The 21,827-nt window shown below is 72.8% G+C and carries 10 protein-coding genes and 3 pseudogenes; 10 read left to right on the top strand and 3 right to left on the bottom strand.

Translation table 11 applies throughout. The features are described 5' to 3' along the window. Positions 1 to 313 precede the first annotated feature (313 nt). The 4 genes and pseudogenes from EJG53_RS03745 to EJG53_RS03725 all read left to right on the top strand — a co-directional run. Positions 314 to 2,077, top strand: coding sequence for a trypsin-like serine protease (locus tag EJG53_RS03745; protein ID WP_125043580.1), 1,764 nt, complete (start codon positions 314 to 316; stop codon positions 2,075 to 2,077). A 479-nt stretch (positions 2,078 to 2,556) separates the two neighbouring features. Next, positions 2,557 to 2,880, top strand: coding sequence for a hypothetical protein (locus tag EJG53_RS03735; RefSeq protein ID WP_125043578.1), 324 nt, complete (start codon positions 2,557 to 2,559; stop codon positions 2,878 to 2,880). Positions 2,881 to 3,071: 191 nt separating this feature from the next. Further along, the gene (locus EJG53_RS03730) at positions 3,072 to 3,605 is read left to right on the top strand and encodes a DUF5825 family protein (protein ID WP_125043577.1); all 534 of its coding nucleotides are present in this window, start codon (positions 3,072 to 3,074) and stop codon (positions 3,603 to 3,605) included. After that, positions 3,598 to 4,408, top strand: a pseudogene (locus EJG53_RS03725) (phytanoyl-CoA dioxygenase family protein); the annotation flags it as partial. The gene EJG53_RS03730 and the pseudogene EJG53_RS03725, both read left to right, overlap by 8 nt. 20 nt (positions 4,409 to 4,428) lie before the next feature. Here the strand turns inward: EJG53_RS03725 and EJG53_RS03720 are convergent. Continuing rightward, positions 4,429 to 4,998, bottom strand: coding sequence for a TetR/AcrR family transcriptional regulator (locus EJG53_RS03720; RefSeq protein WP_125043576.1), 570 nt, complete (start codon positions 4,996 to 4,998; stop codon positions 4,429 to 4,431). Positions 4,999 to 5,081: 83 nt separating this feature from the next. Here EJG53_RS03720 and EJG53_RS03715 point away from each other — a divergent pair, with 83 nt between their 5' ends. Beyond that, positions 5,082 to 6,026 carry an NADP-dependent oxidoreductase gene (locus EJG53_RS03715; RefSeq protein WP_125043575.1) on the top strand — a complete coding sequence of 315 codons (945 nt, stop codon included), beginning with the start codon at positions 5,082 to 5,084 and terminating at the stop codon, positions 6,024 to 6,026. A 195-nt stretch (positions 6,027 to 6,221) separates the two neighbouring features. After that, positions 6,222 to 6,320 (top strand): annotated as a pseudogene (locus EJG53_RS44280) (short-chain dehydrogenase); the annotation flags it as partial. Positions 6,321 to 6,431: 111 nt separating this feature from the next. Here the strand turns inward: EJG53_RS44280 and EJG53_RS03705 are convergent. Next, positions 6,432 to 7,268: a helix-turn-helix transcriptional regulator gene (locus tag EJG53_RS03705; protein ID WP_125043574.1), complete on the bottom strand. Its 837-nt coding sequence runs from the start codon at positions 7,266 to 7,268 to the stop codon at positions 6,432 to 6,434. Positions 7,269 to 7,451: 183 nt separating this feature from the next. Between EJG53_RS03705 and EJG53_RS03700 the strand changes: the two genes are divergently transcribed. Further along, complete coding sequence (locus EJG53_RS03700) at positions 7,452 to 8,891, top strand: MFS transporter (protein WP_125043573.1); 1,440 nt, start codon at positions 7,452 to 7,454, stop codon at positions 8,889 to 8,891. Here EJG53_RS03700 and EJG53_RS03695 read toward each other — a convergent pair. After that, positions 8,888 to 9,502, bottom strand: coding sequence for a TetR/AcrR family transcriptional regulator (locus EJG53_RS03695; RefSeq protein WP_125043572.1), 615 nt, complete (start codon positions 9,500 to 9,502; stop codon positions 8,888 to 8,890). The genes EJG53_RS03700 and EJG53_RS03695 overlap by 4 nt on opposite strands. 144 nt (positions 9,503 to 9,646) lie before the next feature. Between EJG53_RS03695 and EJG53_RS03690 the strand changes: the two genes are divergently transcribed. The 3 genes and pseudogenes from EJG53_RS03690 to EJG53_RS42120 form a co-directional block, all read left to right on the top strand. Further along, a complete protein-coding gene (locus tag EJG53_RS03690) occupies positions 9,647 to 9,925 on the top strand; it encodes a hypothetical protein (protein ID WP_174856361.1) in 279 nt (92 codons plus the stop codon). A gap of 774 nt (positions 9,926 to 10,699) precedes the next feature. Further along, positions 10,700 to 16,879: a non-ribosomal peptide synthetase gene (locus EJG53_RS03685; RefSeq protein ID WP_125043571.1), complete on the top strand. Its 6,180-nt coding sequence runs from the start codon at positions 10,700 to 10,702 to the stop codon at positions 16,877 to 16,879. 14 nt (positions 16,880 to 16,893) lie between these two features. Beyond that, a pseudogene (locus EJG53_RS42120) lies at positions 16,894 to 21,693 on the top strand (amino acid adenylation domain-containing protein); the annotation flags it as partial. Between the last annotated feature and the right edge of the window lie 134 nt (positions 21,694 to 21,827).

Below are 21,827 nucleotides of genomic sequence, written 5' to 3'. Positions count from 1 at the left end.
CCACCTCCAAGTGGACCGCTCCCCAGCGGACTACCGTCGCCCGCCGGTGTGAGGGTCCTCGGAATCGACGTGTGGTGCACTCATCGCCCGGCACCGGAGTGGGCCGGAACACTGCTGCTCCGGTGCCGACGGCGGCGCACCATCGGATAAGCTCATCAGTTCTGCCCGAGTTCCGCTCACCGGTGAGTTTCCTACGCTCGGGCACTTCTCTTTGCACCCTGCTGAACAGCAGAGAACGGATCGCATCGCCTTGTCTCGAATACGCCCACGCGCAGCGGCCGCGCTGCTCACCTCATGTGCCGCGCTGAGCGCGGTGAGTGCCGTACCCGCGCACGCCGTTGTCGGCGAAGTTGCCAAGGAGGGCACGTACTCCTACACCGCTCAGATCATGATTGGTGACCACGTGCGCGGCTGCACAGGGGTGCTGGTCGACCCGCAGTGGGTTCTCACCGCCGGCGCCTGCTTCGCCGAGAAGCCCGGCGAGGCACCCGCCGCGGGCAAGCCCCGGCTGAAGACCACGGTGACCGTCGGCCGTACCGACCTGAACAGTTCGCACGGCACGGTCAGCGAGGTCGGCGAACTGGTGCCGCACCCCAGCCGCGGTGTGGTCCTGGCCCGCCTGGATCGCCCCGCCGTAGGAGTCGATTCGATCGCCGTGGCCGACACTCCTGCCGCTGAGGGGAAGACACTGGCGGCGGCGGGCTTCGGCCGGACCAAGGACGAATGGGCCCCCGAGCGGCTGCACACGACCACCCTCACCGCTGACAAGGTCGGGGACGACCTCCTCACCCTGACGCCCGCGGGGACCGCCGGCGGCATCTGTCAGGGCGATGCCGGAGGCCCCGTGGTCCGCGAGGACGAGAACGGCTCCGAACTGGTGGCGCTCGCCGCCGGCTCGAACGGCGCGGGGTGCTTCGGGTCGGAGGCCACCGGACCGGGGCAGGCCACGGCCATCCGTGTCGACGGGCTGAACTCCTGGCTGCGCGACCACTTCAAGAGCTCCCTGCTCATGCCGGGCCAGCGGCTGAACCCCGGTGAGAAGCTGGAGGGCGCCCGCGTCGAACTGCGGATGCAGAAGGACGGCAACCTGGCCATGTACCACAAGGCGGGCGGCCAGGTCCTGTGGGCCACCCAGACCTTCGGCAATCCCGGCGCCTACCTGCAGATGCAGAGCGACGGCAACCTCGTCGTCTACAAGAAGACCGGTGGACAGGGCAAGGGCGGCAATCTCTGGGCCTCCGACACCTTCCGCTCCCCGGGCTCCTACCTTCAGCTCCAGGACGACGGCAACATGGTCGTCTACAAGAAGGACGGCGGACAGGGCAAGGGCGGTTCACTGTGGAGCAGTGACACCTTCGGCCGTCCCGTCACCTTCACCTCGGGGCTGGAGCTGCGTCCGGGCCAGTGGATCGAGAACAAGAACACCACGCTGCTGATGCAGCGGGACGGCAACCTGGTTCTCCAGCACCGTGAGAGCGGCGTCACCGTGTGGGCCAGTGGCACGTCCGGGGTGGGCAACTACGCCCGTATGCAGGATGACGGCAACCTCGTCGTCTACAAGGCCGGCGGCGGCCAGGGTAAGGGTGGTGACCTCTGGTCCACCAAGACCTCCAAGAACCCCGGAGCGTTCCTCCACCTCCAGGACGACGGCAATCTCGTCGTCTACAAGAAGGACGGCGGCCCGGGCAAGGGCGGGTCGCTGTGGAACTCGGCCACCTGGGGCCGTCCGACCACGCTCGCCGGTGGTCAGGAACTGCAGGCGGGACAGTGGACCTCGTCCAAGGCGGGGCTGCTGATCATGCGGTACGACGGCAACCTGGCCCTGTACCGACGTGGTGACGGCACCCTCCTGTGGGCCAGCGGCACGTCCGGGGTGGGCAACTACGCCCGTATGCAGGATGACGGCAACCTCGTCGTCTACAAGGCCGGCGGTGGGCAGGGCAAGGGCGGTGACCTCTGGTCCACCAAGACTTCAAAGAACCCCGAGGCGTTCCTGCGCCTGGAGGATGACGGAAAGCTGGTCATCTACAAGTCCGGCGGCGGACAGGGCGAAGGCGTCCTGTGGAAGGTCGGCTGATCACGCTTGATCAGCCGACCGTGGTGTGGGCCACCGGTAACTGGTGGCCCACACCATGATCTCGACGGCCGTCGCTGAAGTAGTTCCACGACGACGGTCGGCCGAACTCACCGTTGCGCACGCCTTCTCGGGAGGCGGCCCATTCCGCCGGGGGGAAACGCAGGTCGCCCTGGTCCGGGTTCCTGGAGCCCCGTAGCGCCACCCCCGCGCTCTTCGAGGTCCGCCATCTCCACGTAAGCGATGTGGCCACGAGCGGTGACCGGACGGCCGGTTGCCTGCCGGGCTGGGGAGATTCGTTGGGCAGCACACAACCGCACCTCAGTCCAACATGCGCCGCGAACAGCTCGCCTCCCTCGTCGCCGCCGGTATCCACTACGTGCAGCCCGGCACCGAAAGCCTCAGCGGGCGGGTGCTGAAGCTGATGGACAAAGGCGTGACCGGCTGCCAGAACGTCCGCATGCCGCGGGACAGCGGAGTCGGTGAGTCTCGGTGTCGTGTGGAACTACCTCTTCGGCTTCCCGGACGAGACCGAAGAGGACTACGACTCGGTCATCGACCAGCTTCCGGCGATCCACCATCTCGCTCCGCCCAACGGAGTCACCCGCGTAGCCATCGAACGCTTCAGCCCCTACTTCAACCGTCCGGAACTCGGATTCGGCGACCTGCGGCCCGCCGCTCACTACGCGGTGATCCATGACCTCTCGGAATCCGAACTCCGCGACATGGCGTATGTCTTCGACGCGGCGCACCAGGGCATCTCCAGCACGCGAGCAGAGCGCTTGGACAAAGCCATCGAGACCTGACGTCACGAGTTCCCTCAAGGGCGGCTGACCCAGTGCGACCTGACCGACTCCATCGTCCTCACCAACACCCGGCCCGGCTTCGCCTGGCGGACTCTGCGGATCGAGGAACCCTGGGAGATGGCCGCTTTCCGCCTACTGGAACAGCCGTGCGCGTCGTACCGTATGCCGCCAACCAGGCTCTCCTGCGCTGGGTGACCCACGACGACAGTCCGGCGCTGGTGCCCGCAATGCTCCACGGCGCAGCGGGCCGGAATTGCGCGGCGGATACGGCGACGGCGCTCCGGTGCTGGCGGGAACGTGACGAAGAGGCGCGTGAGTGGGACGGCATCTACATGGGGGAGGGGCAGTACGAGGACACCGCTGTGCGTACCGTGTCGGACCTGGGCCTCGGTACCGAGATCGGACAATGGCGGCTGTTCAGTCACCTGTATCCCCCGCGTTCGCTGGCGGGCCCCGACGGCGACGCCATCCTCGATCAGTGGCGCACCACGTTCCACATGAACAAGTGCGGCTACCGGCGCGGCACGGGCTTCGTCGAAGTCACCGACCTGCGCCAGGGAAAACAACGGCTGGAAGGTGCCCCTGTCTCTGATTTCCGGCGACAGGAAAGAGAAGCGTTTCCGCGGCCGGATGTCAGGGTCGACTTCGTGAACACCCGACAAAGACGGTGCGGAAAATGTCGGGCGGCCGGGGCCGGCGTCGCCGCACGATGGAGTCATGGATGACACGACCTTGATATCCCGATTCCTGCGCGACGGCTTCGTGAAGCTGGAGGGTGCCGTCGCGCCGCGCGTGGCCGCGGACTGCGCGCGGCTGCTGTGGCGGGAGACGGGCTGCGACCCGGACGACCCGACGACGTGGAAGCAGCCCGTGCACTGGGTGCCGGGCCTGGCACAAGGGCCGTTCGCCGCCGCGCCCAACTCCCGGACCTGCACCACGCGTACGACCTGCTCGTCGGCGCGGGGCGCTGGGAGCCGCGCTATTCGCTGGGGACCTTCCCGCTGCGCTTCCCGCACGAGGAGGAACCGGACGACGCGGGCTGGCACATCGAGGGGAGCTATCTGCCGGAGGGCGAGAGCTGGTACTTCACCAATCTGCGCTCCCGTGGCCGGGCGCTGCTGATGCTGTTCCTGTTCAGCGAGGTCGGTGACGAGGACGCCCCGACCCGCATCCGGGTCGGCTCACACCTCGACGTGCCGAAGGTACTGGAGGGGTACGGGGAGGAGGGGGCCAGCGGGCTGGCCCTGGCGCCCGATCTGGTGGCGGCGTCCGACCACCGGCCGCTCACCCTGGCCACCGGGTCCCCGGGCGATGTCTTCCTGTGCCACCCGTTCCTGGTGCACGCGGCGCAGCCGCACCACGGGAGGCGGCCGCGTTTCATGGCCCAGCCGCCGCTGATGCCGGCCGCGCCGTACGAACTGGAGCGGGCCGACGGCGCGTACTCGCCCGTGGAGATCGCGATCCGCCGGGGCTTGGGGCGGGACAGGTGAGGGGCAGGTACGGCCGAGGCCGGCAGCGCGGGAGCGGGGTTGGGCCGCGAGCCTGCCGTCAGCACAAGGCGCCGGCCGCCTGCACCTCGGTGAGTGTCTGCCGCGCGAGTACGGCGAAGTCGTCGCGGTTGGTGGCGTCCCGCCAGCGCTCGTAGGCGATCTTCCAGGCGAGCGCGCCCAGTTCGGCGGCTACGCGTGCGGTCAGGTCGGGGACGCCGCGGCGCTTGAGCGCGTCGGTCATCGAGGCGATGAGGCCGAGTTCCTTCAGTGCCTCGCGTTCGCGCAGTTCGGGGTTGGCGGCGATCACTGCCGACCGCCGGGCGCTGAATTCCCGGCGATCGGGGGTGAAGGCTTTCCGGCCGATCGCGTCCAGGGCATGGGCCACCGCTTCAAGGGGGCCGGCCTCGGCCGGTGCCGTGTCGAACGCTTCGACGAGCAGTTCGGACATCGTGCCCCCGCCGAAGAGCACCTCCCGCTTGTCCGGGAAGTGCCGGAAGAAGGTGCTCTTCGTCAGTCCCGCGCGCTCCGTGATCTCGATGACCGTGGTGTTGTCGTAGCCCCGCTCCTCGAACAGTTCAAGGGCGGCGACGAGGAGTCGCTCGGGTGCGTGAGGTTGCCAGCGGGCCATACGGACATCTTACGGGACCTGGTGCCGTCACTGGTGTACGGTGATGGGACTTAGTCCCGTCACTCTGTCTCTCAGGGGTACTCATGAGCCGTGCAGTGGTCTACGAGTCGTTCGGTGGTCCCGAGGTGCTGGAGGTGCGGGAGGTTCCGGAGCCCCATGCCGGGCCGGGCGAGGTCCGCGTCCGTGTCGCGGCCGCCGGGCTGAATCCCATGGACTGGGGCATCGCCTCGCAGCCCGAGGCCGCCGCCCGGTTCGGCATCGACGTGCCGGCGGGCTTCGGGTTCGACTTCGCCGGGGTCGTCGACGAGGTCGGCGCCGGTGCCGCGGGGTTCGCCGTGGGGGACCGTGTCCATGGTGGCGCGCTGGGCAGGGCCGTTGCCGATTTCGTGGTGGTCAAGACGCCCACCGGGGCGACCGAGCCGCTCTGGCACACGCCGGACGGCATCAGCGACGAGGTGGCGGCCACACTGCCGGTGGCCGGGATGACCGCCGCTGCCGCGTTGGCCGCGATCGACCTGCGTGCCGGCGACACCGTCCTGGTCGGCGGCGCCGCGGGCGGCGTGGGTGTCTTCGCCGTACAGCTCGCGAAGCTCGCCGGCGCCAAGGTGATCGGGACCGCAGGCCCGGGCACGTTCGCGTTCCTGCGCCAGTTCGGTGTCGAGCCGGTGACCTACGGCCCTGGACTGGCGGACCGGGTACGAACCCTGGCTCCGGAGGGCGTGACCGCGGCCACCGACCTGTTCGGCATCGAAACGGCCGAGACCGCGCTCGCGCTCGGCGTGCCGGCCGAGCGGATCTCCACGATCGCCGCGGGCCCCAACCCTCCCGGCGGCGTCCGCGCGACCGGCGGTTTCGACGCGAGCCCGGACGCCATGGAGCGGATCGGCGACGCGGTTCTCGCCGGGGCGATCACGGTACCGATCGCGGCCGCCTTCCCGGTCGAGCAGATCCGCGAAGCCGTGACGCTGCAGGCCGGACGGCACGTCCACGGCAAAGTCGTGATCACGCTGCGGCCGGGGCTGCACTGACCCCGCGCCACGCATTACGTGTAGGGAGGGAGCGCCCGCGGCGGCGGCATTCGAACTGCGCGGTGCGCTCGGTGGCGTCCAGCCCACGGGTGTCCGTAGTGGCGCGGCGTCGCTGTCGGACATCCACGCGCCGACGGGCCGGGTGAAGGCCGAGTTCGGCACGGTCGACGCCCTGTTGGCGGTGCTTACGGGGCCGTCAACGTACTGGGCCTGCCGGTGCTCAGCGCGTATGTGGCCAGCAAGGCGGCACTGCGCTCGATGGCCCGCAGTCCGGCCCGGGAACTTCTCCCGCGAAACCGTGGACGGCGGTGGCACTCAGCTCTGACACCCGTCTGGCACCCGACACCAACGAAGATCCTGGGGCCCGGTGCAGCACCACCGTACGGCTGGAACCCGCCCCGCCGTTCAGGCCGACAGGCGGAGCAGCGCCTCGTGGTCCGGTGTTCCCGGCGGCGCCTGGTAGACGATCAGCCGCTGGCCTTCGCTGCGGGCCACGTCGTACGCCTCGTACGTCAGCGTCAGCCGGCCCGCCTCCGGGTGGTGGTACACCTTGCGCCCGTTGGTGCGCGCCCGGACGTCGTAACGCTGCCAGAGGGAAGCGAAGGCGGTGCTGCGGGCGGAGAGTTCGTCCACGACGTCGCGGATGTCCGGCGCGTTCGAGTGCACCACCACGGCGGCGCGCAGATGGGCCACGACGCCGCGGGCCACGTCCTCCCAGTCGGCGTAGAGCTCCCGGGCACAGGGGTGGACGAAGGCGTAGCGCGCGGTGTTGCGCTCCGGCTCGGGCCAGTCCTCGATGCCGGGAAAGAGGCGCAGCGCACCCCGGTTGGCGGCCAGCAGGTCACTGGACCGGCTCAGCACACAGGCGGGGTACGGGTGCGCGATCTCCAGCATCCGGCGGACCTCCTCCCGTACCGTCCGCGAGGCCCTGCCCGTCCGCGCGCCGCTGACCGGTGTCGACGGCCGGCCGCGGCTCAGCTCTGCAAGGTGGCGGCGCTCGTCGTCGGTCAGCTTGAGCACTTGGCCGATCGCCTCCAGTACCGCGGGACTCGGCCGTCGCTGTTTGCCCTGCTCCAGGCGTCGGTAGTACTCGATGCTGACGCCGGCCAGGATCGCGACCTCCTCCCGCCGCAGCCCTGCCGTACGCCGGTGGCCCGCCGACGGCGGCAGACCGGCCTCCTGTGGTGCGACGCGGTCCCGTCGGCTGCGCAGGAAGTCGCCCAGCTCTGTTCTGTTCCTCACCGGCACGTTGCTCACCGCTGCAGTATGCATTCGCCGGGTGGGCTGAAGGGGGCCCTGGCAGGGCCTCCCCGCGGGCGGGCTCCCGGGGCACGCTGAGCCCACCGCAGCGATCTGCGCGCGGCGGGCAGGGAAGGTGACAGGGGCGACGCGGAGGCCCACGAAGAAAGGACGGTGGGCCGGGCTGTGTCCACTCAAGCCGAACCGACCCGCCGGGGACGCCAACTCGTCCTGGCGGTCTGCTGCACGAGCGTCTTCCTCAGCAGCCTCAACAACACGGTGCTCAACGTGGCACTGCCGGCGATGCAGCGCGATCTGCGCAGCCCACTCTCCGGACTCCAGTGGACCACCGACGCCTACCTGATCGTGCTGGCCGCGCTGCTGATGCTCGCCGGGTCCGCCGGGGACCGGCTCGGCCGCCGCCGCGTCTTCCGGGCCGGCCTTGCCCTGTTCACCCTCGGCTCGCTCCTCTGCGCATTCGCCCCCGGACTGGGCTGGCTCATCGCCTTCCGTACGGTCCAGGCGGTCGGGGCCTCGATGCTCAATCCGGTGGCCATGTCCATCATCACCAACACCTTCACCGCACCGCGCGAACGCGCCCGCGCGATCGGCGTCTGGGGCGCTGTGATGGGGATGGCGATGGCGGTGGGCCCGTTGGTGGGCGGGGTGCTCGTCCAGGGCCTGGGCTGGCGGTCGATCTTCTGGCTCAACCTGCCGGTCGGGGCGGCCGCGTTCGTCTGCGCCGCGCGCTTCGTACCGGAATCCCGCGCACCCCGGCCGCGCCGGGTGGACCCGGTCGGACAGGCCCTGGTCGTCGCGCTGCTGGGCTGCCTGACGTACGCGATCATCGAGGGCCCCGGCACCGGCTGGACCGCCCCGCGCACCCTCGCCTGCGCCCTGGCCGCACCGGCCGCACTCCTCGCACTCGTCCTCTATGAGCGGCGGCGCGCCGAACCACTGGTGGACCTGCGGGTATTCCGCAGCGCCGGGTTCAGCGGAGCCAGTGCCATGGCGGTCCTCTCGTTCTTCGTACTCGGCGGCTTCCTCTTCCTCAACACGCTGTACCTGCAGAACGTGCGCGGTCTGTCGGCCCTGGCCGCGGGCCTGTACCTGCTGCCCATGGCGATCACGAACATCGTCACCTCGCCGCTCTCCGGACGGCTGACCGCCACCCGTGGCCCCCGGCTGCCGCTGCTCCTGGCCGGTGCCGCCACCGCCGCGGGCGGCGTCCTGCTCGCCACCGGCGGCGCGCTCACGACGGACGCGCTGCTCTTCGCCGCGTACGTCCTGATCGGCGTCGGCGCCGGACTGGCCAACACGCCGGTCACCGACGCGGCCATGTCCGGCATGCCGCGGGAACAGGCGGGCGTGGCCGCAGCGGTCGTCGCCACCAGCCGTCAGTTCGGGCAGGCGCTGGGGGTCGCGGTGCTCGGCGCGGTACTCACCGCCGGTCTGCACCGTTCCGGTACGCCGTTCACCCGGGCGGTGCTCCCGGGGTACTGGATCGTCACCGCCTGCGGCCTGGCCATCGTCGTCCTCGCCCTGGCCACCACACGCCGTGTCGCGCCTGCCGCCTCACCTGCCGGGCGACGTCGTCGGCAGGCGGCTGGCGCGCGCCTGGGCTAGCGCGCGTCCGGCTCGCCGGGGGCCTGTGCCGGGACCAGTGCCTCCAGCCCGCGGTCCAGGGCGCGTACCAGGTCGTCGTGGGCCTGAGGTGTGTAGAGCAGGCGCAGCGCCAGTCCGTCGGAGAGTGCGATCACCGCGTCGGCGATCGCCAGGCAGTCCGTGGCCGGGTCGGGGCCGTGACCGTACCCGGCGGAGGTGAGCCAGTGCGAGAGTGCCTCCCGGATGTCCTGGTCGACCCGGCGGCGTACTTCGGCGAGGGGTTCGTGGTGTGCGGCGCGGACGGCGAAGGCCAGTTGGGCCGCTGCCTCGGCCCGGCGTTCGGCGTCCACGGGCAGGGTGGTCAGCACCAGGGCCCGCAGGGCCGCGCGCGGCGGCAGCCCGGGGTCGACGGCGGCCATCCGTGCCTCGATGCGCTCGCCCGCCATCTCGGCGGCGAAGGCGAGCATCTCGTCCTTGGAACGGAAGTACTTCTGCACCGCTCCGGGAGAGCGGCCGCAGTACGTGGCCACCGTACGGACGCTCACCTCGTCCAGGCCGCGTTCGGACGCCAGGGACAGCAGGGCGGCGCCGATCTGCCGGCGCTGTTCGTCCCGGTCCACCGTCTTGGGCATGAGGCTCCGCTCTCGCTTCTCGTTCCGGCTCCGCTTTCGCCGAGGCTTCCGCCGACCGCACCGACGTTTTTAGGATACGGTCGTATTCTGAAGTTGTCGCCCGGGGCGTCCCCGGCGCCGGGGCGACCGTACGAAGGGGGACACATGGACGACCGGCTCGATCCTGTCACGCGCGCCTCGGACCAGGACCGGGAGAAGGCGCTCGCCCGGGAACGCGACCGCAAGGACCTGCGGGAGTGGCTGGCCGAGTGGCGCTACTGGCTCGGCGGCGGGGTGATCTTGTCGGCGGTCTGGGGCGTGCAGTGCCTGCGGAAGGACGAACTGGGCTTCTACTGGCCCGTCACGCCGTTGGGGATCTGGGCCGCGGTGCTGGTCGCCATCGCGGTGTGGCCGCGGAGCGGGGGTGGGGACGGGGAGGGGTGAGTGTGGGGAGGGCGCGGAAGGCTGGGCGTCGCGGCCGAAAAGTTGTTTCTGCGGCATTAACTTTTGCGCTTTTGGGGGGCGTTGAGGTTTGAGCGGGGCGTTGGGGCTCTACGTGGGCTGACGTGCCAGGGGGTGATCCGTCGGTGCGGGCGGTGGGGCATCTCCGCGTGCACCGGGATTGCCTTTCTCGTGCGGCGGAATTGCCCTCCGAGTGCATCGGGGCTGCCCTCTCCGCACCCCGGAATTGCCCTCCTTGTCGCGGCCCGTCGGCGCCGCCGGGCGATTCTGTTTCCGTGCTGCTCCGCGGTGTTCCGTGGCGGCCGGAATTACGCATGCCGGCGCGTCGGCGCAATGACTTGAATTGCATGGGACGGACGGTCGGTTTTCGTCATGATCGTTCGATTCGTGCCGTGGGCAACCGTGTCACCGGTTTCATGTTCGTCCCCCTGACCAGCGAAGGCGCCGCACGGCGCGGTGTCGGGTGGTGTCAAACGTGACGTGCGGCACGTGGTGTTCGAATGTTGAACTTCTGTATCGTCCTTCGCGTCGGGCAGGTTATGCCCCTCCGACCCGAAATCCGCTCATTCGAACGTCACATAGCCGCTCTCCCGGGGCGGCCCGCAGGGCACACCGTTTCGCCGGTGGCCCGTACCGGCACCCCGAGCCCGCACGAGTCGCCACGGCACGCGGAATTCCGCGTGCTCACGGACCGGTCGTGCCAGGGCAGCGGCGCGGTTTCCACCTGCTCCGCCGCCCGGCGGGCACCGGAAGAAGATGGGAAGGGTAGTGCCCGGTACTCCGCACCCCAGCCGGCCCTTGTCGTCGGCGCAGCGTGGCATCTGGTTCGCGCAGCAGCTCGACCCGGACAGCCCCAGCTATCACACCGCCGAATACGTGGAGATCGAAGGTCCCCTCGATCTGCCGGCGTTCGAAACCGCGGTGCGGCAGGCGGTGACGGAGACCGACTCGCTCAACGTCCGCTTCACCGACGACGGCCAGGGACCCTGCCAGACGATCCAGCGCGGGGGCACCTGGTCGTACCGCGTGCTCGACGTCGGCGGGGAGCCGGACCCGGGTGCGGCGGCCGAAGCCTGGATGCGGGCGGAGACGGACCGGCCGGGAGGTCTGGAGGCGGGCCGGACGGTCACTCTGGCGCTGCTGCGGGCCGGGGCCGACCGTGCCTTCTTCTACCTGCGTGCCCATCACCTCGTCACCGACGGCTACATGTGCGCGCTGTTCACACACCGGGTGGCGGAGCTCTACACGGCCCTCGTCACCGGGGCGCCGCAGCGCGAGGACGGCAGCGGTTCGCTGGACCTGCTGCTGGCCGACGACGCCGCGTACCGGGAGTCGGAGCGCTTCGCGCAGGACCGGGCCCACTGGCTGGACCGGCTGGCGGGCCGCCCCGAGCCGGTGAACCTCGCGGGCCGGACGGCCCGGGTCTCGCGGAGCTTCCTGCGGTACGGCACCCGCGTACCGGACGCCACCGCCGACGGCCTGCGCGCGCTGGCGCGCCGGGCGGGCGTCGGCCTGCCGGTCCCCGTGATCGCCGCCACGGCGCTCTACCTCGGCCGGATGACCGGCGCCGAGGAGGTCTCCCTCGGTATTCCGGTGACCGCGCGCAGCGGCGGCGGACGGCACATCCGCGGGCCGATGTCCAACGAGCTGCCGCTGTGGGTGGAGGTCCGGCCCGGCATGAGCGGCCGGGAATTATTACGCCAAGTGTCCGCCGGGGCACGGCAGTTGCTCAGACATCAGCGGTACCGGTACGAGGACATCATCCGCGATGTGCGGACGGTCGGCGGCGAGCGCCGCCTCTTCGGCCCGACCGTCAACATCATGTCCTTCGCCACCGAACTGACCTTCGGCGAGGCCCGGGCGACCGCCCACAACCTGTCCGTCGGGCCCGTCACCGACCTCTCCTTCCGCCTCGACGACCGCCTGGGCGGCGGCGCGCTGCACCTCGACGTCGACGCCAACCCCGCCCTGTACGACGCGGCGGAGACCGCCGCGCATCAGCGGCGCTTCCTGCGCGTACTGGAGAGCTTCGCCACGGCCGACCCGGAACGTCCCGTCGGCCGTATCGACTTCCTGCTGCCCGGTGAGCGCGCCGAGGTGCTGCCCGTACGGCCGGCGGCGACGGATGCTCCGGAACGCGACGAGCCCGGACCGACGCTGCCGGCGCTGTTCGAAGCGCAGGCCACGCGCACCCCCGACGCCGTCGCCGTCGTCACCGAAGACGGCGAGCTGACCTACGCCGGACTCAACGACCGCGCCAACCGCCTGGCACGCCTGCTGCTGAAGCGGGGCGCGGGCCCGGAGCGGCTGGTGGCCGTGGCGCTGCCGCGCTCCGCCGACCTGGTGGTGGCGCTGCTCGCGGTGGTGAAGACGGGCGCCGCGTACCTGCCGGTCGACCCCGGCCACCCGGCGGAGCGGATCGCGCTCATGCTCCGTGACGCCGACCCGGTGTGCCTGGTCACCACGGGCGAGCCGGCCGACGGGGCCCCGTACGGAGCGGACGTCTTACGGCTGGACGACGACGCCACCGTACGCGCCCTCGCCGACGGGCCCGGAGACGGCCTGAACGAAGATGTCCTGGCCGACGCCGACCTCACCGATGCCGAGCGCGCCGGGCGGCTCCACCCCGCGCACCCGGCATACGTCATCTACACCTCCGGATCGACCGGCACCCCCAAGGGCGTCGCGGTCCCGCACCGCAACGTCGTGCGGCTGTTCCGGCAGACCGAGGCGTGGTTCGGCTTCGGCCCCGACGACGTATGGACGCTGTTCCACTCCTACGCCTTCGACTTCTCCGTGTGGGAACTGTGGGGGGCGCTCCTGCACGGCGGCCGGCTGGTCGTCGTCCCGCAGGACGTGAGCCGTTCCCCCGAGCGCTTCCTCGACCTGCTCGTACGCCACCGGGTGACGGTGCTCAACCAGACGCCGTCCGCCTTCTACCCGCTGATACGGGCCGACCACGACCACCCGGAGCTGTCGGCGCGGCTGGCGCTGCGTACCGTCGTCTTCGGCGGTGAGGCGCTGGACCCCGGCAGGCTGCGCGAGTGGTACGAGCGCCATCCGGCCGACGCGCCGCGCCTGGTGAACATGTACGGCATCACCGAGACCACCGTGCACGTCACCCACGCCCCGCTGGACGAGCGGGACGCCGCCGCCGAACCGCCCCGCAGCGTGATCGGCGAGCCGATACCCGACCTGCGGGCCTACGTGCTCGACAACGCCCTGCGGCCGGTGCCGCCGGGCGTCACCGGCGAGCTGTACGTGGCGGGCCCCGGCCTCGCCCGCGGCTACCTCGCGCGGCCGGGCCTGAGCGCGCAGCGTTTCGTGGCCGACCCGTTCGGCCGCGCCGGGGAGCGGATGTACCGCACCGGGGACCGGGCGCGCAGGCACGCGGACGGCAGGCTCGACCACGCCGGACGGGCGGACGACCAGGTCAAGCTGCGCGGGTTCCGTATCGAGCCGGGAGAGGTCGAGGCCGTACTGGCCCGGCACGAGGCGGTGGCGCAGGCCGTGGTGCTGCTGCGCGAGGACCGGCCCGGCGACCGGCGGCTGGTGGCCTACGCGGTTCCGGCCGACGGCCCCCGTCCGGAGTCCGCCGCACTGCGCGAGTTCGCCGGGCGGCACCTGCCGGGGCACATGGTCCCGGCGGCCGTCGTCGTCCTGGACCGGCTTCCCCTGACGGCCAACGGCAAGCTGGACCGGGCCGCCCTGCCGGCCCCGGAGTACACCCCGGGCGCGGCGCACCGCCCGGCGCGCGACGCGGCCGAGCGGGTGCTGTGCGACCTGTTCGCCGAAGTCCTCGGCGTGCGGCGGGTGGGCGTCGACGACGGGTTCTTCGACCTCGGTGGGGACTCCCTGCTGGCGACCCGGCTGCTCAGCCGGATACGGACCGCCCTCGGCGCCGAACTGCCGATCCGCGTCCTGTTCGACGCGCCGACCGTGGCGGGACTGGCCACGGCGGTACGGGAGTCGGGCGGGGAAGCCCGGCCGGTGGTGCGGCGCACGGAACGGCCCGAGGCGCTGCCGCTGTCGTTCGCCCAGCGGCGGCTGTGGTTCCTCAACCGGCTGGAGGGCCGTGAGGCCGGGGCCGACTACAACATGCCGTTCGTCCTGCGGCTGGAGGGCGCGCTCGACCGGGCGGCGCTGGAGGCGGCGCTCACCGATGTCGTCACGCGGCACGAGAGTCTGCGTACGGTCTTCCCCGAGGTCGACGGCGTGCCACGGCAGGTGGTGCGCGGCCCCGGAGCCGCCGCCGTCACCCTGCCGGTCCGCGACATCGACGCGGCCGAGCTGGCGGAGTTCCTGGCGCGGAGTGCCGCCACCGGCTTCGACCTGACCACCGAACTGCCGCTGCGCGTCGCGCTGTTCGCGCTCGCACCGGACCGGCACGTGCTGTCGCTGGTGGTGCACCACATCGCGGGCGACGCCTGGTCCATGGTGCCCCTGGGCCGCGACCTGTCCACCGCCTACGCGGCCCGCCTGCGCGGCGAGGAGCCGCCCTGGGCCCCGCTGCCGGTGGCCTACGCGGACTACACGCTGTGGCAGCGGGACCTGCTGGGAGAGGAGCGCGACGAGGACAGTCTCATTGCGCGGCAGGTGGCGTACTGGGCCCGTACGCTGGCCGGGCTCCCCGACGAACTCGCCCTCCCCGCCGACCGCCCCCGCCCCGGCGTGGCGAGCCACCGTGGCGGGACCGTGCCGCTGCGCCTGGACGCCGCCCTGCACGCACGGCTCGCGGCGCTGGCCGAGGCCCACGGGGTGACGCTGTTCATGGTCCTCCAGGCCGGGCTGGCCGCGCTGCTGACCCGGCACGGCGCGGGCACCGACATCCCGCTCGGCTCGCCCGTCGCGGGACGCACCGACGACGCCCTGGACGACCTGATCGGCTGCTTCGTCAACACCTTGGTCCTGCGCACCGACACCTCCGGCGACCCGGGCTTCGGCGAACTGCTGGCCCGCGTACGGGAGACGGACCTGGCGGCCTACGCCCACCAGGACGTGCCCTTCGAGCACCTCGTGGAGGTGCTCAACCCCGCCAGATCGCTGAGCCGGCACCCGCTGTTCCAGGTGCTGCTGACGCTCACCGGCCGTACGGCGGCGCCGGACGCGCTGCCCGGACTGCGGGCCGAGGCCGAGCGGGTGGAGTCGGGCACCGCCAAGTTCGACCTGACGTTCAACCTCGCCGAGGCCGTGGACGCGGGGAGCGGTCCCGGTGGTGTCGAGGGGTACGTCGGCTACAGCGCCGACCTGTTCGAGCGGGGCACCGCCGAGGCGCTGGCGGCCCGTTTCGTACGGCTGCTGGAGGCCGTGGCGGCCGACCCGGATCTGCCGCTGGGCGCCCTGGACATCCTCGGCGAGGGCGAGCGGCACCGACTGCTGACCGAGTGGAGCGGCACCGGCGGCCGTACCGGTACCGGAGCCGCTGCCGGGGACGCCCGGTCCAGCGCGTTGCTGCCGGAACTGTTCGAGCGGCAGGCCGCAGCCACTCCGGAGGCCCGTGCGATCGCCGCGCCCGACGCCGAGCTGTCCTACGCACAGGCCGACGCCCGGGCCAACCGCCTGGCCCGCCTGCTGATCTCCCGGGGCATCGGCCCGGAACGGGTGGTCGCCGTCGCGCTGCCAGGCTCCGCCGAACTGGTCGTCGCGCTGCTCGCGGTGCTCAAGACCGGCGCCGCCTACCTGCCGCTCGACCTGGCGCAGCCAGGGGCCCGGATCGCCGGGCTGCTCGACGACGCCGCCCCCGCTCTGCTGCTGACGACCAGTCACACCGCGACCGGGCTCCCCGATGACACCAACACCGCCCGCCTCCTGCTCGACGCCCCGGACACCGTACGGGCGCTGGAGCGGCAGTCCGCTGCCCGTCCCACCGACGCCGACCGGAGCGCCCCGACGCTGCCGGACCACCCCGCGTACGTGATCTACACCTCCGGTTCCACGGGCCGCCCCAAGGGCGTGGTGGCCACCCACCGCGGCCTCGCGCACTACGTGGCCCGCGCCCGGCGCGTGTACGCGGGCTTGGACGGGACGGTCCTCGTCCCGACCTCCCTGGCCTACGACCTGGCCGTCACCGGCCTGTACGGGGCGCTGACCTCCGGCGGCTGCGCGGTCGTGGCCGGGCTGGACGACGACCCGTGGCTGACGGCGCTGCTGGCCCGCACCCCGGCGACGTTCATGAAGGCGACCCCGAGCCACCTGGGCCTGCTGGCCGCGCTGCCCGCTGAATTCGCCCCGCTACGGCAGCTCATGCTCGGCGGCGAGGCGCTGCCCGCGGCCCAGCTTGAGGAGTGGCGCGCACGCTACCCCGAGATGGCCGTCGTCAACCACTACGGGCCGACGGAGGCGACCGTCGGGTGCCTGGACCTGCATCTGGCTCCCGGTGAGGCGCCGGGCGGCGCCACGGTTCCCGTCGGCCGGCCGATGACCGGTATGCGGGCGTACGTCCTCGACGCCGGGCTGCGCCCGGTGCCGCCGGGCGTGGCGGGGGAGCTGTATGTCGCCGGGCCGCAGCTCGCGCGCGGCTACCTCGGCCGTCCCGGCCTGACGGCGGAGCGCTTCGTGGCCTGCCCGTTCGCGCCGGGCATGGGGGTCCCCCGGCCGAAGGCTGGGGGAGGATGTACCGGACCGGGGACCTCGCCCGGTGGACCGCGGACGGTGTGCTGGTCTTCGCGGGCCGCGCCGACGAGCAGGTCAAGATCCGGGGCCACCGGGTCGAGCCCGGGGAGGTCGAGGCCGCGCTGGCCGGTCACCCCTCGGTGGCGCGGGCGGCGGTGGTGGTACGGGAGGACCGGCCCGGCGACCACCGGCTCGCGGCGTACGTCGTACCGGCTGACGACGCGGACGGCGTGGACCCGGCGGAGCTGCGCGCGTACCTGGCGCGGCGGCTGCCCGAGCCCATGGTCCCGGCGCTGTTCACCACTCTGGGCGCGCTGCCGCTGACCCGTAACGGCAAGGTGGACCGGCGGGCCCTGCCCGCCCCCGCACTGGCGCCGGCGAGCACCGGCCGCCCGCCGCGCGGCCCGGAGGAGGAGATCCTCTGCGGTCTGTTCGCCGAGGTGCTCGGCGTCCCCCGGGCCGGTGCCGACGACGGGTTCTTCGACCTCGGCGGCCACTCCCTGCTCGCCACCCGCCTCGTCAGCCGGGTGCGGACCGTGCTCGGCGCCGAACTGCCCGTACGAGCCGTGTTCGAGACGCCGACGGTGGCCGGGCTCGCGGCCCGGCTGAAGGACGGGTCCGGCCGCAGGCGCCCCCCGCTCCGTCCCTACCCCCGGCGCCCGGAGACGGTGCCGCTGTCCTTCGCGCAGCGCCGGCTGTGGTTCCTGCACCAGCTCGAAGGGGCGCCCAACTACAACCTGCCCTTCGTCGTACGGCTGGAGGGCCCGCTCGACCGTGCCGCGCTCACCGCCGCGCTCGGCGACGTGGTCGCCCGGCACGAGAGCCTGCGCACGGTCTTTCCGGACAGCGGCGGCACACCGCGGCAGGCCGTCCTGGACGCCGGCCCTGCCGCCGCCTCCGTCGAGCTGCCGGTACGGCACGTCGCGGACGAGGACGCACTCGCCGCGACCGTCGTCGCGGCGGCGGCCCACCGCTTCGAGCTGACCCGTGAGCTGCCGCTGCGCGCGGAGCTGTGCGCGCTGGGCGCTGACGTGCACGTGCTGATCGTGGTCGTCCACCACATCGCGGGCGACGGCTGGTCGAACGGCCCGCTGGCCCGGGACCTGTCCGAGGCGTACGCGGCCCGCCGGGCCGGGCAGGCGCCGCGCTGGGAGCCGCTGCCGGTCCAGTACGCGGACTACACCCTGTGGCAGCAGGAGTTGCTGGGCAGCGAGGACGACCCGGACAGCCTGGCCGCCCGGCAGATCGCCTACTGGTCCCGTACGCTCGACGGGCTGCCCGAGGAGCTGGACCTGCCCGCCGACCGGCTCCGCCCGGCGGTTCCCGGCTACACCGGCGGAGTGGTGACCGTCTCCGTCGACGCCGGGCTGCACGCCCGCCTGGAGGAGCTGGCCCGCACCTCGGGCGCGAGCCTGTTCATGGTGCTGCAGGCCGGCCTCGCCGCCCTGTTCACCCGCCTCGGCGCGGGCACGGACATTCCGCTGGGCAGCGCCATCGCCGGGCGCACCGACGACGCGCTGGACGACCTCGTCGGGTTCTTCCTCAACACCCTCGTGCTGCGCCTGGACACCTCCGGCGACCCGGCCTTCGAGGAGCTGCTGGGCCGGGTGCGGGAGACCGCGCTGGCCGCCTACGCCCACCAGGACGTGCCCTTCGAGCACCTGGTGGAGGTGCTGAACCCGGCCCGGTCGGCCGCCCGGCACCCGCTGTTCCAGACCATGCTGACCCTGCACAACAACGCCCGGCCCCGGCTCGACCTGCCCGGACTGCGGGTGAGCCCGGACATGGCCGAGGTCGGCACCGCCAAGTTCGACCTGTCCTTCGGGCTGGTCGAGGAGCGCGGCCCGGCCGGCGAGCCCGCGGGCCTCGGCGGCATCCTGGAGTACAGCACCGACCTCTTCGACCACGCCACCGCCGAGGAGCTGGTGGCCCGCTTCGTCCGGCTGCTCGACGCCGCGGCCGACGGGCCCGGACGGCGCATCGGGGAGCTGGACATCCTCTCCCCGTCGGAGCGGGCACAGATTCTGGGCGACTGGGCCGGTACCCCGCAGGACGCGCCCGCCCTGACCGTTCCCGAGCTGTTCGAACGGCAGGCGGCGCTGACCCCTGACGCGACCGCCGTCGTCGCGGCCGGTACGACGCTGACGTTCGCCCAACTGCGGGCGCGCGCCGATGGGTTGGCCCGTCGTCTGGCAGAGCGCGGCGTCGGTCCCGACACGCTGGTCGGGCTGTGCGTGTCCCGGTCGGCGTGGATGGTCCCGGCGATGCTGGGGATCTGGAAGGCCGGCGGCGCGTGCGTGCCCCTGGACCCGGACTACCCGGCCGAGCGCCTGGCGTTCATGGCCGCGGACTCCGGGGTGCGGGTGCTCGTCGCCGAGCCCGGCCTGGCCGGCGTGCTGGAGGGCCAGGCCGCGGAAACCGTCCTTCTGGGTTCGCCGGACGCGGACGGCGAGCCGTTCCCGATGCCCGCCGTGCGCGCCGACCACGCCGCCTTCATCGTCTACACCTCCGGCTCGACCGGCGTGCCCAAGGGCGTGGCCGTACGGCACGGCGGCATCGTGAACCTGTTCGCCAACCACCGGGAGCGCGTCTTCGCGCCGGCGGCGCGGGCGGCGGGCGGCCGGCTGCGGGCGGCGCACACCGCGTCGCTGTCGTTCGACCTGTGCGTCGGGCAGCTCCTCGCCCTCCTCGCGGGCCACGAACTGCACGTCGTCGACGAGGACACCCGCCGCGACGCCGTCGCGCTGGGTGCGTACGTCCGCGACCACGGCATCGGCTACCTGTCCATCACCCCGACCCTCACCCAGGAACTGCTCGGCCTCGGCCTGCTCGGCGCGGAGGGGCACCAGCCCGCCGCGATCCTGCACGGCGCGGAGGCCACCGGCCCGGGGCTGTGGCAGCGGCTGCGGGGCCTGTCCGCCACCGAGGTGCACAACTACTACGCGCCCAGCGAGTGCACGGTCGACGCGATCGGCGCCACCGTCTCCGGCAGCGAACGGCCCCGCATCGGGCGGCCGGTCGCGGGCATGGCGGCGTACGTGCTCGACGCCGGGCTGAGTCCAGTGCCGCCGGGGGTACGGGGCGAGCTGTACCTGGCGGGCGCGCAGCTCGCCCGGGGCTACCTCAACCGGCCGGTCCTCACCGCCGAACGGTTCGTGGCCAACCCCTTCAGCAGCGTGCCGGGCGCCCGGATGTACCGGACCGGGGACCTCGCGCGGTGGACCGCCGACGGCGCCCTGGAGTACGCCGGACGGGCCGACGACCAGGTCAAGCTGCGCGGATTCCGGATCGAACTCGGCGAGGTCGAAGCGGTGCTGGCGCGGCACCCGGACGTGGCCCACGCCGTGGCCGTCGTCCGCGAGGACCGGCCCGGCGACCGCAGGCTGGTCGCCTACACGGTCGCGGCCCGCGGCGCCGTGCCGGACCCGGCCGGGCTGCGCGCCCACGCCGCCCGGACCCTGCCGGAGTTCATGGTCCCCTCCGCCGTGGTGCCGCTGGACGCGCTGCCGCTCACCCCGAGCGGCAAGGTGGCCCGCCGTGCCCTGCCCGCCCCCGGCTCCGCCGTACCCCAGGGCGGCCGGGCGCCGCGCACGGCCCGCGAAGAGATCCTGTGCGGACTGTTCGCCGAGGTGCTGGGCTGCGCACGGCCCGGCGTCGACGAGGGGTTCTTCGACCTCGGCGGGCACTCCCTGCTGGCGACCCGGCTGCTGTCCCGCGTCCGCGCCGTACTGGACGTGGAGCTGACGGTACGTGACGTGTTCGAGGCGCCCACGGTGGCCGCCCTCGCCGCGCGGCTCGACGCCGGAGGCACGGCGCGGCCCGCCCTGCGTCCCGTCGAACGGCCCGGTACGCTCCCGCTGTCGTTCGCGCAACGACGCCTGTGGTTCCTCAACCGGCTGGACGGCGCCGGCGCCGCGTACACCATGCCGCTCGCCCTGCGCCTGCGGGGCGACCTCGACCGGGACGCGCTCGCCGCCGCCCTCGCCGACGTCGTCACCCGGCACGAAATCCTGCGCACGGTCTACCCCGAGACCGCCGGTACTCCCGAGCAGGTCGTGCTCGCCCCGGAGCGGGCCGCGCCCGGACTGCCGTGCCGCACGGTGGCCGAGAGCGGCCTCGCGGCGGCGGTGGCCGCCGCGGCAGCGCACCCGTTCGACCTGGCCGCCGAGCCCCCGCTGCACGCGGAACTGCTGGCCCTCGGCCCCGACGACCACGTCCTGGTGCTCGTGCTGCACCACATCGCGGGCGACGGCTGGTCCAACCTGCCGCTCACCCGGGACGTCACCGCCGCCTACGCCGCCCGCCACGCGGGGGAGGCCCCGTCCTGGACGCCGCTGCCCGTCCAGTACGCCGACTACACCCTCTGGCAGCACCGGCTCTTCGGCGACCCCGCCGACCCGGACAGTTTGATCGCCCGGCAGACCGCGTACTGGACCGAGACGCTGGCGGGTCTCCCGGAGGAACTGCCGCTTCCCACCGACCGGCCGCGCCCTGCCGTGGCCCGTCACCGGGGCGGCCGGGTGCCGTTCACTCTCGACGCCGCCGCGCACGCCGGGCTGGCCGACCTCGCCCGCGCCTGCGACGCGAGCCTGTTCATGGTCGTCCAGACCGCACTCGCCGCCCTGCTCAGCAGGCTCGGGGCGGGCGACGACATCCCCATCGGCACGCCGGTGGCGGGACGCACCGACGACGCGCTGGACGACGCGGTCGGCTGCTTCGTCAACACCCTCGTGCTGCGCACCGCGACCGGCGGCGACCCCGCCTTCACCGACCTGGTGGCACGGGCCCGCGAAACCGCGCTGGCCGCCTACGACCACCAGGACGTGCCCTTCGAGCACCTGGTGGAGCACCTGGAACCGGTCAGGTCACTGGCCCGGCACCCGCTCTTCCAGGTGATGCTGGCGCTGCGGAACACCGGTGAGGTGCCGCTGGGCCTGCCGGGGCTGGCGGTGAGCACGGTGCCGGTGGAGACCACGGCGGTCAAGTTCGACCTGGCGTTCACGGTGAGCGAGCGGACCGGCCCGCAGGGCGAGGCCGCCGGGCTCACCGGCGAACTCGACTACGCGAGCGACCTGTTCGACGCGGAGACGGCGCACCGGATCGCCGCCCGCTTCGTGCGGGTGCTGGAAGCGGTGGCGGCCGACCCGGTACGGAGGCTCGAAGACCTGCCGGTCCTGGACGAGACCGAGCGGGAGCGGGTGCTGACGGGGTGGAACGCCACCGAGCGGCCGTTGCCTCCGGTCACGCTGCCGGAGCTGTTCGCGGCGCAGGT

Source organism: Streptomyces chrestomyceticus JCM 4735, from assembly GCF_003865135.1.
Lineage (GTDB): Bacteria > Actinomycetota > Actinomycetes > Streptomycetales > Streptomycetaceae > Streptomyces > Streptomyces chrestomyceticus.
The sequence above is the reverse complement of the archived record's forward strand: the minus strand, read 5'-3'. Positions and strand labels throughout refer to the sequence as shown.

Excerpts from the sequence above, each read along its gene's own strand:
- EJG53_RS03695 (WP_125043572.1), bottom strand. The coding sequence starts at position 9,502 with ATGCCCAAGACGGTGGACCGGGACGAACAGCGCCGGCAGATCGGCGCC.
- EJG53_RS03685 (WP_125043571.1), top strand. The coding sequence starts at position 10,700 with ATGGGAAGGGTAGTGCCCGGTACTCCGCACCCCAGCCGGCCCTTGTCG.
- EJG53_RS03720 (WP_125043576.1), bottom strand. The coding sequence starts at position 4,998 with ATGGCCCGCTGGCAACCTCACGCACCCGAGCGACTCCTCGTCGCCGCC.
- EJG53_RS03690 (WP_174856361.1), top strand. The coding sequence starts at position 9,647 with ATGGACGACCGGCTCGATCCTGTCACGCGCGCCTCGGACCAGGACCGG.
- EJG53_RS03715 (WP_125043575.1), top strand. The coding sequence starts at position 5,082 with ATGAGCCGTGCAGTGGTCTACGAGTCGTTCGGTGGTCCCGAGGTGCTG.